Origin of the sequence: Enterobacter sp. Ap-867 (assembly GCF_011752855.1) — a bacterium.
Lineage (GTDB): Bacteria > Pseudomonadota > Gammaproteobacteria > Enterobacterales > Enterobacteriaceae > Cedecea.
This window is the reverse complement of the sequence record NZ_VWWS01000001.1, coordinates 920810-935016: the sequence shown is the minus strand read 5'-3', so window position 1 is coordinate 935016 and position 14207 is coordinate 920810. Positions and strand designations below refer to the sequence as shown.

Below are 14207 nucleotides of genomic sequence, written 5' to 3'. Positions count from 1 at the left end.
GATTACTTCACGGAGAAGTGATAGTTACCTTTGGTTTTGTGCCCGTCGACCGACACAACATGCCAGTCCACGGAGTAATCACCCGGTTTCAGGGCTTCTTCAACCGGCACAATCAGCTGTTTGTTGTCGGTCTCAGCAACCTTCACTTTCCCGGTCTGCACGGCAGATTTCTGCGGGCCGGTCACGGTCACGCCGCTGAAGCCAGGCTCCACCCCTTCAGAGAAGCTCAGGGTCAGCGACTGCGGCGATGCTGTCACGGCGGAATCTGCTGCCGGAGACTGCTGCTTAAGGTGCGCATGTGCAAACACGGCTGGAGAAACGGCCATAGCAGTGACAAATGCCGCCACGGTTGCGATGCGGGAGGAGATGAACGCCATATTAACTATTCCTTTTTGTTATGTGTCGAGGCGGCAAGGATACCCCCGCGTTAATACCAAGTCGAGACGGGAAAAGCTATTGTTGCTTGTCATCCGGGGCGCAAAACAGTAACTTCTGCGCTGACATTGCAGGAGGATATGATGAGCTACAATCTCGCCGATTTACCCCAGGAAGAAATGGATAAAGTTAACGTCGACCTTGCCGCTGCCGGCGTGGCGTTTAAAGAGCGCTATAACATGCCCGTAGTGGCTGAAATGGTGGAACGTGAGCAACCTGAACACCTGCGGACCTGGTTCCGTGAAAAGCTGATTGCCTATCGTCTGGCCTCGGTGAATCTTTCCCGTTTGCCGTATGAACCGAAGCAAAAATAAAAAATTAAGAATTTTCTCTTTGATTCAAAACTAGTGCTACTCTCTTCCTTGTTCAGTTGACCACAAGCTTTGGCTCATCCCTCACGATTGCAGGACGCAATCGTTGGATGAAAGATTAAGGAAGAACCTATGCCACGCTGGAATGTTGCCGCTGCGCAATACGGTGCCGTTGCCGGAAGTTATCAGGCCAACATCGACCACCATCTCGATTTCATTCGCTGTGCCGCCGAAGAAGGCATCGATCTTCTGGTTTTCCCTCATCTCTCTTTATCCGGATTACGCCCGGACAACCATCCTCCGGCGTTTACCGATCCGCTGTTCGACCCGCTCAGCGAGGCTGCTCGCAGCTACCATATGACCGTGATCGTCGGCATGTCGCTCAGTGACGAGGCGCATAGCGCCGCCGGTATGGTAGGTTTTCTGCCGGATGGATCGCGTATAGCCTGTTGCAAACGTCCCGCAACGGCTATCGATGTAAATGCTCAAACCCCCGTCGCACCACTTTTGGGGCAACGTTCCCGCAATATTGCCCTGGCCGTTTGCGCCCAAAGCGATGATGAAGCCTGGCCCCGAAGCGCAGCTGATATCGGCGCCGATCTTTACGCCACCGGCGCCGCAATGACAGAACTAAGCTACCAGCAAGATGAGATGTATATGCAACGCTGGGCGCACAAATATGGACTCACCATTTTGCAGGCCAATTACGCCTGGTCCGGGGCAGAACTTCGCTCCGCTGGGCGCAGCGCATGTTGGGATAATTTAGGCCAGCTAGTCGTCAGGGCCGACCAGGGGGAATTGCTGGCGATTGGCCGCCGGGATGAGAGAGGTTGGCACGGCGAGGTCATTCCTTTACGCTAGTCGCCTGAGGCCTGTTTACGGAGACTGCGATGCTGCGCATTATTGATACGGAAACCTGCGGATTACAGGGAGGCGTAGTGGAAGTTGCGTCGGTCGATATCATCGACGGCAAGATTGTAAACCCGATGAGCGATCTTGTCCGTCCTGACCGACCAATAAGCCACCAGGCAATGGCCATCCATAAAATTACCGAAGAGATGGTGGCCGATAAACCCTGGATTGAAGACGTCATCCCCCGCTATATCGGAAGCCCCTATTACGTGGCGCACAACGCCAGTTTCGACAGCCGCATGCTGCCGGAAATGCAGGGCGACTGGATTTGCACGGTGAAGCTGGCGCGTCGCCTGTGGCCGGGCATCAAATACAGCAACATGGGCTTGTACAAATCGCTAAAGTTGCATGTGGATACACCTGCCGGGCTGCATCATCACCGCGCCCTGTTTGACTGTTATATCACCGCTGCCCTGCTGCTGAGAATTATGGATGTGTCCGGCTGGAACGCAGAAGATATGGTCACGATTACCGGGCGCCCGGCGCTGGTAACCACCATGATGTTTGGCAAATACCGGGGCAAACGCATTGCCGAAATAGCCGAAGACGACCCGGGTTATCTTCGCTGGATGCTCAACAACATCAAGGAGCTAACGCCGGATCTCCGCATGACGCTAAAACATTACCTGGCCGCCAGCGCGGCCGATTAATGCACGCGCCCTGGCAGCGTTCCCTGCGCCAGGGCAATCAGGAAAGCAAACTCCAGTGCCACGCCTTCGTAAGATTTGAAGCGCCCCGACTTGCCGCCGTGCCCGGAATCCATGTCGGTACAAAGCAGCAGCAAGGTCTCATCCCGCTTATAGTCACGTAATTTGGCAACCCACTTAGCCGGCTCCCAATACTGCACCTGCGAATCATGCAGCCCGGTGGTCACTAACAGATGGGGATAAGCCTGCTCACGAACCTGGTCGTAAGGGCTGTATTGCTTCATATAGCGGTAATATTCTTCATCCTGGGGGTTACCCCACTCTTCAAATTCCCCGGTGGTAAGCGGAATCGACTCGTCCAGCATCGTCGTTACAACGTCGACAAACGGCACCTGAGCCACCACGCCATGGAATAATTCAGGGCGCAGATTGACAGCTGCCCCCATCAGCATTCCGCCCGCGCTGCCGCCCATCCCATAAAGCAGTTTAGGATCGCCATATCCCTGCCTGAGCAGCTCGTCGCACACGTCCAGATAGTCGTTAAAGGTATTCATCTTTTTCAGGTATTTACCGTCTTCATACCATTGCTGGCCCAGTTCACCGCCGCCGCGGACATGGGCGATGGCGAAGACAAACCCCCTGTCCAGCAGACTCAAACGGCTGCTGCTAAAGTCAGCATCCATACTGCTGCCGTAAGATCCATAGCCGTAGACCAGCAGCGGGCTTTTGCCCCGGCGAAAGTGTTTCCGGTGATAAACCAGTGAGACCGGTACCAGAACGCCATCCCGCGCCGTCACCCACAGATGCTCGCTGCGGTAATGGCTAGCGTCAAAACCGGCAACCTGGGTTTGCTTGATAACCCGTCGCTCACCGCTGTCCATATCCAGCTCGAATAGGGTGTCCGGCGTTGTCATTGAAGAGTAACCGTAGCGCAGGTGGGAGGTCTCAGGCTCAGGATTGTAGCCAAGCCAGGTGACATAGGCCGGATCGTCAAAAGCGATGCCCGTGGACTCACGCGTATGGCGATTAATCTGGCGCAGGCTGGTCAATCCCTGCTGGCGCTCGGCAACCACCAGCCAGTCGCGGAACAGCGTAAAGTCTTCAAGCATGACCTGTTCCCGCGCGGCAATCAGCGTTTCCCACTGTTTTTCGTCCCGCACGGCGCTGCGGTAGAGTCCGAAATTTTTACCGTCTTTGTTGGAACGAATGTAGAACCCATGCTGGTAGTGATCGACCGTGTACTCATGATCTTTCCGGCGCGGGGCAAAAACTTGCGGCTCGGCGTCTGCCAGTTCGGCATCCAGTAACAAAGCCTCACTCGTCGTCGCGCTGGCAAGATGAATGACAACAAAATGCCGGGAGGTTGTTTTATGCACGCTGACGTAAAAAGCGTCATCTTTTTCTTCATACACCAGTTGGTCATCGGCCACCGGGTGGCCCAGCGTGTGCCGCCAGACCTGATAAGGCAGTAAGGTTTTGGGATGCTTGCGCACGTAGTAAAGCGTGACGGAGTCATTTGCCCAAACAAAACCGGTCGAGACGTTCTCCAGCAACTCCGGATACCAGTTTCCGGTTTTCAAATTGCGCAGACGGATGCCGAACTGACGGCGGGAGAGATAGTCCTCTGCCAGGGCCATCACGGCATTATCCGGCGTAATGGCCAATCCACCCATGGTGTAGAACTCGCTATGGGCGGCACGCTGGTTGGCATCCAGCAAAACGTCCCACTCGCCCCACTCTTCTCTGACCGCAGATTGCCGCTGATAAATCGCGTACTCATTCCCTTTGTCATACACCTGGCGGTAGCGATAGCCGTTCTTCACATACGGGGCGGAAACATCGCGAGGAGGAACGCGAGCGATCATCTCTTTGAGCAACTGATCCTGCAGCGCGCGCTGGCTCTCCATGATCCTTTTCCCGTAATCATTTTCCTGCTCAAGGTATTTCAGCACCTCGGGATCGGCGCGGTCATCATCCCGCAGCCAGTAATAGTTATCCGTGCGGGTATCGCCATGCAGCGTCATAGCGTGAGGTATTTTTTTGGCTTTTGGCGGCATCACTTTCATCATTTTCCGTTTAACACCCCGTAAGGGTGGCAAATTCAGCCGGGCTTGCAAGCGGAACATGAAGGATTAAAAGAAAATGCCGGGAGAAACCCGGCACAGGCTGGTTGCAGGAGGATTACACCGCGAGCGGTTGTTTTTGCTGCTGAATATCTTGCTCAATACCGGAGCGGACATCCGGCGGTATGTTTAGCGCATCGCCCAGAGCGCTCAGGTAGCTACGTTCCATAAAGTGATCGATATCGATAGCCGTGCAGCTAAGGTAATAAAGCTCCAGCGCTTCCTCCTCATTTCTCACACCTTGTGCAAGCTGGTGAGGATCTAACGGCCTGTCGATCGCCCGTTCGACGAGCGCTTTACCTTCCCCGTCGATACCGACTTCACGCAGCTGTTGCTCAATAAACTGACGCTCTTTTGCATCGATATGGCCGTCGCTTTTCGCCGCAAAAACCAGCGCGGTAATTAATCTTTCGGTACGAACATCAACCGACGAGTGCGGCTCACTCCAGCCTGTGGAAACGGGCTGGCTCTGGCGAACCCGCTCCTTGTATTTGTTCCATAACACGCTTCCGGCCACGGCGCCGCCGCCGACCAGAAGCGCACTGGTGCCGTATTTTGTTAACAGTTTGCGGGAAGATTTACTCGCCAGCAGTAACCCGGCTAATCCACCCAGCGCCCCCGGCACCAGAAGTTTACCGATCCCTTCAGAGCTATTACCGGCTGCAGGCTGTGAAGATTGAGGAGAAGTAGATTGCCCCAGGAGCGACTGAAGCTGCTGTAACCAGTTATTCATGACGGAGATCCTCTGTTGACTTAACTCGTCGAGAGTAGGCCACAGGACGTCAAGAAACGTCGGACAGCGCTAAAGATGGGAAAAGAATCGCGCCGGCTACCCGGCGCTTACAGCAGAACCGTATTACGCGGCTTTGGTGCGTTTACGTCCAGGGTGTTCGCTGACGTTGCCTTCAGCCGCTGGCGATTGTTCAAGCGCTGAGGACTCCGCGTCTGGCTCAAACTGACTTAATTCAGGCTCTGGCAGCTTGCCGTTTTTCAATACGCCCGCCAGCAGATCCTTGTTTTCCGCCATCCACATCGCCAGAGTGTCGCTCTGCCCTTCATCCAGCGCAATCGGGCTTTGCTGCAGCCAGTCGCCGAGGACTTCAGCCAGATCCAGCATTTTGTCATAAGCGTCAGCATCCTTTTTACTGGCAAAGGCCATTTTTTCTTGTCCCTCTCTCACTACAACATATTTAATCTCGACCGCCATTTTGCAGCTCCGTTTTACCTGTTTATTTATCCAGTATATCGTCATTCATTTTATCACACAAGTCGGAAAGCCGCTGCCAACGCAAACGTTTTCGTTTATACTGCAGCGGTCTTTTTCTTTGTTAAGGCTAAATCACATGTCAACGTTGGGAACCGCTCTGCGCCCGGCAGCTACGCGAGTTATGCTGCTGGGTTCCGGTGAATTGGGTAAAGAAGTGGCCATTGAATGCCAGCGCCTCGGGGTAGAAGTTATCGCCGTCGATCGCTACGCAAATGCGCCGGCAATGCACGTCGCACACCGCAGCCACGTCATTAACATGCTGGATGCCGCGGCGCTAAAAGCGCTTGTCGCCGCCGAAATGCCCGATTTTATCGTTCCTGAAATTGAAGCCATTGCCACCGATGCCCTGCTGGAGCTTGAAGCCCAGGGTCAGCGAGTGGTGCCGTGCGCCCGCGCCACCAAACTCACCATGAACCGCGAAGGGATCCGCCGCCTGGCCGCAGAAGAACTTCAGTTGCCCACTTCCAGCTATCGCTTCGCCGACAGCGAAGAAGCCTTCCAGCAGGCCGTGCATGAGATTGGTTTGCCGTGCATTGTGAAACCGGTAATGAGCTCCTCCGGCAAAGGCCAGAGCTTTATCCGCACAGCCGACCAACTGGCAAAAGCCTGGGAATACGCCCAGCTAGGTGGGCGGGCCGGTAAAGGCCGCGTTATCGTTGAAGGCGTGGTCAATTTTGATTTTGAAATCACCCTGCTGACCATCAGCGCCGTTGACGGCGTGCATTTCTGCGCGCCTATCGGGCACCGTCAGGAAGAGGGCGACTACCGTGAATCCTGGCAGCCACAGCAGATGAGCGACATCGCGCTGGCAAAATCGAAAGAAATTGCTGAAAAAGTGGTTACCGCTCTGGGCGGCCATGGCCTGTTCGGCGTGGAGCTGTTTGTCTGCGGCGATGAGGTAATTTTCAGTGAAGTCTCCCCTCGCCCGCACGACACTGGCATGGTGACGTTAATTTCACAGGATTTGTCTGAGTTTGCGCTGCACGTTCGCGCCTTCCTCGGCCTGCCTGTCGGCGAAATTCGTCAGTATGGCCCTGCCGCATCGGCGGTGATCCTGCCTGAGTTGCAAAGCGATAACGTTAAATTTAGTAACGTGGGAGCAGCGCTGGGCGGCGGTTTACAGGTTCGTCTTTTCGGTAAGCCGGAGATCGCAGGTAAACGCCGTATGGGCGTGGCGCTGGCAACCGGTAACAGCGTCGATGAGGCAGTGACAAGGGCCGTGACGTCAGCCGCTCAGGTAAAAGTTGAAGGATAAAAAAATCGCCCTCAAATGAGGGCGATTGAGTCAGTGGGCCCGCGTACTGCGGGCTTTTTTATGGCTTACAGCTTGGCGCCTTCCACCGCTTCACGGGCAAGCTGAGTGATGCGGTCGTAGTCGCCCGCTTCCAGCGCATCGGCCGGAACCAGCCAGGAACCACCGATGCACAGCACGCTTTTAAGCGCCAGGTAATCGCGGTAGTTAGCCGGAGAGATCCCCCCGGTTGGACAGAAACGCACCTGAGAGAACGGTCCTGCAATGGCCTGCAGCGCTTTAGTGCCACCGTTGGCTTCAGCCGGGAAGAATTTGAACTCTTTCAGGCCGTAGTCCATCCCCAGCATCAGTTCTGACACGGTGCTGATGCCTGGGATCAACGGAATGGTGCCTTCGGTCGCGGCTTTCAGCAGCGGCTCGGTCAGACCCGGGCTGATAGCAAACTGCGCGCCAGCTTCGGTCACTTCCGCAAGCTGCTGTGGGTTCAGCACGGTACCCGCGCCGATAATAGCTTCAGGCACTTCTTTCGCAATCGCACGAATGGCATCGATAGCACAAGCTGTACGCAGCGTGACTTCCAGCACGCGGACGCCACCGGCCACCAGCGCTTTCGCCATTGGCACCGCATGCTCCAGCTTGTTAACAACAATAACCGGCACAACCGGACCGGTTTTCAGGATCTGTTCTGCTGTAGTTTTCCAATTTTTCATCTGAGCGCCTCTTAGCCACTTTTAATCTGTTCCGGGCATTACTGCCGCGGGCTTAAAATTTAATGCAGGTTGCGCCTTGTTCAGCGCCCGAAAGCTGTTCGCGCAATGCGCCGAATAGCTCCCGACCAGTCCCTACGCGCTCGGCGCTGAGATCCGGGTGATAAGCAGTGCGCGCCGCAAGTACGGCTTCATCGACCAGCAACGTTAGCTCGCCCGTTTGGCCGTTGACGCGAATAATGTCGCCATCCTGCACCTTCGCCAGCAGCCCGCCGTCATACGCTTCCGGGGTAACATGGATTGCGGAAGGCACCTTCCCTGAGGCACCGGACAGTCTTCCATCTGTCACCAGAGCAACTTTGAAACAGCGGTCCAATAATACTCCAAGCGGCGGCATAAGTTTATGCAATTCTGGCATGCCGTTCGCTTTTGGCCCCTGATGGCGGACGACGACAACGCAATCGCGGTCCAGTTTGCCGGCTTCAAAAGCAGGCAATACGTCATGCTGACTTTCAAAAATAACCGCGGGCGCTTCAATCACCTGATTTTCTACCGGCACCGCTGAGGTTTTCATCACCGCCCGGCCCAGATTCCCGCTCAGCACTTTGGTTCCGCCGTGGCGGGAGAATGGTTTTTCCATCGTGGCAATAACGTCGCTATCCAACGGCCGGCTCGCGCCTTCACGCCAGGCAAGCCGACCATTGTCTAGCCACGGCTCCATGGTGTAGTGATGCAGGCCAAAACCGGCCACGGTGTTAACGTCTTCGTGTAGCAGGCCACCTTTCAGCAGCTCACGCAGCAGCACCGGCACACCGCCCGCCGCCTGGAAGTGGTTAATGTCGGCAGGGCCATTCGGGTAGAGGCGCGCCAGCAGCGGCACAATTTCGGAGATCTCGGAGAAGTCGTCCCAGTTAATAATGATCCCGGCAGCGCGAGCCATCGCAACAAGATGCATGGTGTGGTTCGTCGAGCCGCCGGTAGCCAGCAGTGCAACAATGCCGTTCACCACCACTTTCTCATCAATCATTTTCCCGAGAGGCATCCATTCGTTGCCGTTGCCGGTCAGGCGAGTGACCTGGCGCGCCGCTGCGTCCGTCAGCGCGTGACGCAACTCTGCATCAGGCTGAACAAACGACGACCCCGGCAACTGCATGCCCATAAACTCAACCACCATCTGGTTGGTATTCGCCGTGCCGTAGAAAGTACAGGTCCCCGGCGCGTGATAAGAGGCAGCTTCCGCTTCCAGCAGCGCGAGGCGGTCAACTTTACCTTCCGCATAAAGCTGGCGAATGCGGACTTTTTCTTTGTTCGGCAAGCCGCTGGCCATCGGACCTGATGGCACAAAGACCGCAGGGAGATGCCCAAACGACAGCGCGGCCATCGTCAGCCCCGGCACGATTTTGTCGCACACGCCAAGATAGAGCGCCCCGTCAAACATGTTATGGGAAAGGCCAACGGCGGTAGACATGGCAATCACTTCCCGGCTCAGCAGCGAAAGCTCCATACCATCCTGGCCCTGAGTCACCCCGTCGCACATCGCCGGGACACCGCCTGCAACCTGCCCCACCGCGCCCACGGAATGCAGCGCCTTACGGATTTGCTCAGGATAATGTTCATACGGCTGATGGGCGGAGAGCATGTCGTTGTAGGACGTGATGATCGCAATATTGTTACGCAGCATGCTTTTCAGCGCCGCCTTATCGTCCGGCTGGCAGGCAGCGAAACCATGCGCGAGGTTACCGCAGGCAAGTTCCGAGCGGTGAACCGTGTTGCTCCGGGCTTTCTCAATGCGTGCCAGGTAGGCTTCGCGCGTTGGGCGGGAGCGTTCGATAATACGCGATGTTACCCGTAACAAATTTGGATGCATAGAAGTTCCTCAGAAAGTGGCTGTTCTCCCGCATTGATACCGTCATGTTCAGAGCTGATGAAAGTAACTTTGTTGCCCATCGTAGCCCATCAGACTTGATGCCGGGAGCAAAAACGCTTCAGCTAGTGTAAATAAAAAAGCCCCGCGGGTGAATCCACGCGGGGCTATTATTCATAAAAAACTATGCCACTTCTGTGTTAGATCATGTTACCGGTAAAATAAGGTCCCTTTGTTAGTGACTTTTTACCGGCCATGTTCACGGCCTGTTACTCAAACTCGTTCCAGGAGTGGCCGTCACGGGTAATCATCGCCACGGAAGCCACCGGCCCCCAGGTACCGGCCTGATAAGGTTTCGGCGCATCGTTATCCGCAGCCCAGGCTTCGGTAATGGAGTCGACCCATTTCCACGCCTCTTCCACTTCATCACGACGAACAAACAGCGCCTGAATGCCCCGCATGGTTTCCAGCAGCAGACGTTCATAGGCATCTGCCAGGTGAGATTCATTGAAGGTCTCGGAGTAGCTCAGATCCAGCTTGGTGGTTTGCAGGTTATGTTTGTGCTCCAGGCCCGGGACTTTGTTCAGGATCTGAATATCCACGCCTTCATCCGGCTGCAGACGGATAGTCAGCTTGTTCTGCGGCAATTCCTGCCAGGAATCTTTAAACAGATTCAGCGCAGGGTTTTTGAAGTAAACCACGACTTCAGAACATTTGGTTGGCAGACGTTTACCGGTACGCAGGTAGAACGGCACGCCGGCCCAACGCCAGTTATCGATATCTACGCGAATAGCCACGAAGGTTTCGGTGGCGCTGGATTTGTTCGCGCCCTCTTCTTCCAGGTAACCAGGCACTTTTTTGCCCTGCGCGAAGCCTGCGGTGTACTGACCGCGCACGGTTTTATCACGCACGTTGGTGCGGTCAATGCGGCGCAGCGACTGCAGAACCTTCACTTTCTCATCGCGAATATGGTCCGCAGTCAAATCAGACGGTGGAGACATGGCAATCATGCACAGGATCTGCAGCAGGTGGTTTTGGATCATGTCGCGCATCTGCCCGGCCTGATCGAAGTAACCCCAGCGGCCTTCAATACCCACTTCTTCGGCCACGGTGATTTCTACGTGATCGATAGTGCGGTTGTCCCAGTTGTTAGCGAACAGGGAGTTAGCAAAACGCAGTGCCAGCAGGTTAAGAACGGTTTCTTTACCCAGATAGTGGTCGATGCGGTAAACCTGGCACTCTTCAAAGAACTCGCCCACCTGATCGTTGATCTGCTGGGAAGTTTCGAGGGAAGTCCCCAGCGGTTTTTCCATGACGACGCGAGCAGGCTTGGCGTTAAGCTTCGCTTTACCTAACCCTTTGCAGATAGCGCCAAAGGTGCTTGGCGGCATAGCGAAATAGTTGATGGTGACGCGATTCTGCTGGTCGAGCATTTTCCCCAGCTTGGTAAAAGCAGAGGTGTCGTTGACGTCCAGGTTACAGAAATCCAGACGACCGCTCAGTTTGTCCCACAGGCTCTCGTCAATCTTCTCTTTCATGAAGGTTTCGAGGGCTTCGCGGACAACTTTGGTGTATGCCTCTTTATCCCACTCTGCGCGGCCAACACCCAGAATACGGGTCTCCGGATGGATTTGACCTGCTTTTTCCAGCTGATACAGGGATGGCAACAGTTTCCGGCGCGCCAGGTCGCCTTTTGCACCGAAAATGACCAGGTCGCACGCCTGGGCTGTTTGCGTTACCGCCATGTTTGTCTCCTCGTTTCGGATATCCCGGCTTTTACCGGCCCTTTGGGGCCCGGATAGCATTAAGCCAGGCACGTCTTGTAATTTTATTACGCTGCAATGTACTGCTTTTGCTGAATCGAGGACAACCGTTAACCCCGGTTTGACCGCCTCAATTGCTAACTTTTCCCACAATGCCGCACTAAAGCGTCATTTACTGGCGTTTTATTGTGCGATGTAACCGTTGCCAAAGTTAGACACCGATCATGTAATGAAAAAAAACAACAACATTACCTGGGCGACTCGCCCTATCACATTTTAGCAAGAGTATATTCTTGCTAAATCGGCCCACGATTTCTTCTGTTGCTGAAATCGCTAAAACCCATGAGTGCCCGCCTTTATGAATATGCTGGAAAAAATCCAGTCACAGCTGGAACACCTTAGCAAATCGGAACGCAAAGTCGCAGAAGTGATTCTTGCTGCGCCTCAGGACGCCATTCACTCCAGCATCGCGACGCTTGCCCGCAGCGCGGACGTCAGCGAGCCCACCGTGAACCGCTTTTGCCGTCGCCTTGAAACCAAGGGCTTCCCGGATTTTAAACTGCATTTAGCTCAGAGTCTGGCGAATGGCACGCCGTATGTAAACCGGAATGTTGATGAAGATGATAGCGTCGAGTCCTATACCGGCAAGATTTTTGAATCCGCCATGGCGAGCCTTGACCGGGTTCGTCAGTCGCTGGATATGTCTGCGGTGAACCGGGCCGTGGATTTGCTTACCCAGGCAAAGAAAATTGCCTTTTTTGGACTCGGATCATCCGCCGCCGTCGCGCACGACGCTACCAACAAGTTTTTCCGCTTTAATGTCCCGGTGATTTACTCAGATGACGTTGTTATGCAACGTATGAGCTGTATGAATTGTACCGAGCAAGACGTGGTGGTGCTTATCTCTCACACCGGCCGGACTAAAAATCTGGTTGAGCTGGCGCAGTTAGCCCGTGAAAACGATGCCATTGTGCTCGCCATCACATCGGAAGGCAGCCCGCTTGCCCGTGAGGCGACGCTTTCTCTGCTGCTGGATGTGCCAGAAGATACTGACATTTATATGCCGATGGTGTCTCGTCTGGCGCAGTTGACCGTCATTGATGTGCTGGCGACGGGCTTTACTTTGCGTCGAGGGGCAAAATTCAGGGATAACTTGAAGCGAGTCAAGGAAGCGCTCAAAGAATCGCGCTTTGATAAAGAACGTCTTCTCTCAGGCGATGAACGTTAATTTTTGATAACAAAGTTGTAACTTATTAGGCTGTTCGGTTACGTTGTCATGGGTGTTCACAGCACACCCTGACCTACCGAGTTTTTGTTCACGCAACACCAAGTTGTTTCAGTCAACGGAGTAATACATGTCCAGACGGCTACGTAGAACCAAAATCGTTACCACCTTAGGCCCGGCAACCGACCGCGATAATAATTTAGAAAAAATTATTGCCGCCGGCGCTAACGTGGTGCGAATGAACTTCTCCCACGGCTCAGCTGAAGACCATCAGCTGCGTGCAGATAAAGTGCGTGAAATTGCCGCAAAACTGGGGCGCCACGTGGCGATCCTCGGCGATTTACAAGGCCCTAAAATTCGCGTATCTACCTTCAAAGAAGGCAAAGTATTCCTTAACCTGGGCGACAAATTCCTGCTGGATGCCAACCTCGGCAAAGGCGAAGGCGACAAAGAGAAAGTGGGCATCGACTATAAAGGCCTCCCGGCCGACGTTGTCCCAGGCGACATCCTGCTGCTCGACGATGGCCGCGTGCAGCTCAAAGTGCTGGAAGTCCAGGGCCTGAAAGTGTTCACCGAAGTGACCGTAGGTGGCCCGCTGTCTAACAACAAAGGGATCAACAAGCTGGGCGGGGGGCTGTCTGCAGAAGCGCTGACTGACAAAGACAAAGCCGACATTGTTACCGCGGCAAAAATTGGCGTTGATTACCTGGCCGTCTCCTTCCCACGCTGCGGCGAAGATTTGAACTATGCCCGTCGTCTGGCGCGTGATGCGGGCTGCGATGCGAAAATTGTGGCGAAAGTAGAACGCGCGGAAGCCGTTTGCGACGAAGCCGCAATGGACGACATTATTCTCGCCTCTGACGTGGTGATGGTAGCCCGCGGTGACCTGGGCGTAGAAATCGGCGACCCGGAGCTGGTTGGCATCCAGAAAACCCTGATTCGTCGTGCACGTAAGCTGAATCGTGCCGTGATCACCGCCACCCAGATGATGGAGTCGATGATCACCAACCCAATGCCAACCCGTGCGGAAGTCATGGACGTGGCAAACGCCGTACTCGACGGCACCGATGCGGTGATGCTGTCGGCAGAAACGGCGGCAGGCCAGTATCCTGCTGAAACCGTAGCGGCAATGGCGCGGGTTTGCCTGGGCGCAGAGAAAATCCCAAGCATTAACGTCTCCAAGCACCGTCTCGACGTGCAGTTCGATAACGTGGAAGAAGCCATTGCGATGTCCGCGATGTATGCCGCTAACCACCTCAAAGGGGTTACCGCCATCATTTCGATGACCGAGTCCGGGCGTACCGCGCTGATAACGTCCCGTATCAGCTCCGGCTTGCCTATTTTTGCGCTCTCTCGCCATGAGCGTACGCTGAACCTCACGTCACTCTATCGCGGCGTGACCCCGGTTTACTTTGACAGCGCAAGCGAAGGCGTCGCCGCCGCTAACGATGCGGTAAATCTCCTGCGGGATAAAGGCTACCTGATTTCTGGCGACCTGGTCATCGTGACCCAGGGCGACGTAATGAGCACCATTGGCACCACCAACACCACGCGTATCCTCTGCGTTGAGTAATTCTCGCCCGCGATAAAGCCCGACAGAGCCGCGACACACGTTCGCGGCTTTTTTATTATCTGCCCCGCTTCCCTGGCCGTAAACCCACACGCAATACAGCGTTTTAATTTCCACATCATTGTGAAATG

Annotated in this window: 13 protein-coding genes; 6 read left to right on the top strand and 7 right to left on the bottom strand. The window is 54.9% G+C overall.

Annotated elements, in window-relative coordinates; all coding sequences use genetic code 11:
• Positions 1 to 2 precede the first annotated feature (2 nt).
• Positions 3 to 377 (bottom strand): CopC domain-containing protein YobA, encoded by a 375-nt coding sequence (gene yobA / locus F3J26_RS04520; protein WP_166991852.1) that lies wholly within the window; start codon positions 375 to 377, stop codon positions 3 to 5.
• A gap of 141 nt (positions 378 to 518) precedes the next feature.
• Here yobA and F3J26_RS04515 point away from each other — a divergent pair, with 141 nt between their 5' ends.
• From F3J26_RS04515 to exoX, 3 genes are all read left to right on the top strand, one after another.
• Positions 519 to 749, top strand: coding sequence for a DNA polymerase III subunit theta (locus F3J26_RS04515; RefSeq protein WP_008453979.1), 231 nt, complete (start codon positions 519 to 521; stop codon positions 747 to 749).
• A 129-nt stretch (positions 750 to 878) separates the two neighbouring features.
• A complete protein-coding gene (locus tag F3J26_RS04510) occupies positions 879 to 1607 on the top strand; it encodes a carbon-nitrogen hydrolase family protein (protein ID WP_008453978.1) in 729 nt (242 codons plus the stop codon).
• A 29-nt stretch (positions 1608 to 1636) separates the two neighbouring features.
• Complete coding sequence (exoX, locus tag F3J26_RS04505; protein ID WP_166991849.1) at positions 1637 to 2308, top strand: exodeoxyribonuclease X; 672 nt, start codon at positions 1637 to 1639, stop codon at positions 2306 to 2308.
• Here the strand turns inward: exoX and ptrB are convergent.
• The 3 genes from ptrB to F3J26_RS04490 form a co-directional block, all read right to left on the bottom strand.
• Positions 2305 to 4362, bottom strand: coding sequence for an oligopeptidase B (gene ptrB / locus F3J26_RS04500; protein WP_166992926.1), 2058 nt, complete (start codon positions 4360 to 4362; stop codon positions 2305 to 2307). The genes exoX and ptrB overlap by 4 nt on opposite strands.
• A 124-nt stretch (positions 4363 to 4486) precedes the next feature.
• Positions 4487 to 5161 (bottom strand): tellurite resistance TerB family protein, encoded by a 675-nt coding sequence (locus F3J26_RS04495; RefSeq protein ID WP_008453974.1) that lies wholly within the window; start codon positions 5159 to 5161, stop codon positions 4487 to 4489.
• A gap of 123 nt (positions 5162 to 5284) precedes the next feature.
• Positions 5285 to 5635, bottom strand: coding sequence for a YebG family protein (locus F3J26_RS04490; protein WP_166991846.1), 351 nt, complete (start codon positions 5633 to 5635; stop codon positions 5285 to 5287).
• 136 nt (positions 5636 to 5771) lie between these two features.
• Here F3J26_RS04490 and purT point away from each other — a divergent pair, with 136 nt between their 5' ends.
• Positions 5772 to 6950: a formate-dependent phosphoribosylglycinamide formyltransferase gene (gene purT, locus F3J26_RS04485; protein WP_166991843.1), complete on the top strand. Its 1179-nt coding sequence runs from the start codon at positions 5772 to 5774 to the stop codon at positions 6948 to 6950.
• Positions 6951 to 7015: 65 nt separating this feature from the next.
• Here the strand turns inward: purT and kdgA are convergent, their stop codons facing one another.
• The 3 genes from kdgA to zwf form a co-directional block, all read right to left on the bottom strand.
• Entirely contained in the window at positions 7016 to 7657 is a 642-nt protein-coding gene (gene kdgA, locus F3J26_RS04480; protein ID WP_166991840.1) for a bifunctional 4-hydroxy-2-oxoglutarate aldolase/2-dehydro-3-deoxy-phosphogluconate aldolase, read from the bottom strand.
• Between the two features lie 52 nt (positions 7658 to 7709).
• Positions 7710 to 9521: a phosphogluconate dehydratase gene (gene edd / locus F3J26_RS04475; RefSeq protein WP_166991837.1), complete on the bottom strand. Its 1812-nt coding sequence runs from the start codon at positions 9519 to 9521 to the stop codon at positions 7710 to 7712.
• A gap of 266 nt (positions 9522 to 9787) precedes the next feature.
• Entirely contained in the window at positions 9788 to 11263 is a 1476-nt protein-coding gene (gene zwf, locus F3J26_RS04470) for a glucose-6-phosphate dehydrogenase (protein WP_008453964.1), read from the bottom strand.
• A 376-nt stretch (positions 11264 to 11639) separates the two neighbouring features.
• On the opposite strand from zwf, the gene F3J26_RS04465 reads away from it, so the two are divergent.
• Together F3J26_RS04465 and pyk are read left to right on the top strand one after the other, a co-directional pair.
• A complete protein-coding gene (locus F3J26_RS04465) occupies positions 11640 to 12509 on the top strand; it encodes a MurR/RpiR family transcriptional regulator (RefSeq protein WP_008453963.1) in 870 nt (289 codons plus the stop codon).
• 127 nt (positions 12510 to 12636) lie between these two features.
• Complete coding sequence (gene pyk / locus F3J26_RS04460) at positions 12637 to 14079, top strand: pyruvate kinase (RefSeq protein ID WP_166991834.1); 1443 nt, start codon at positions 12637 to 12639, stop codon at positions 14077 to 14079.
• Positions 14080 to 14207 lie beyond the last annotated feature (128 nt).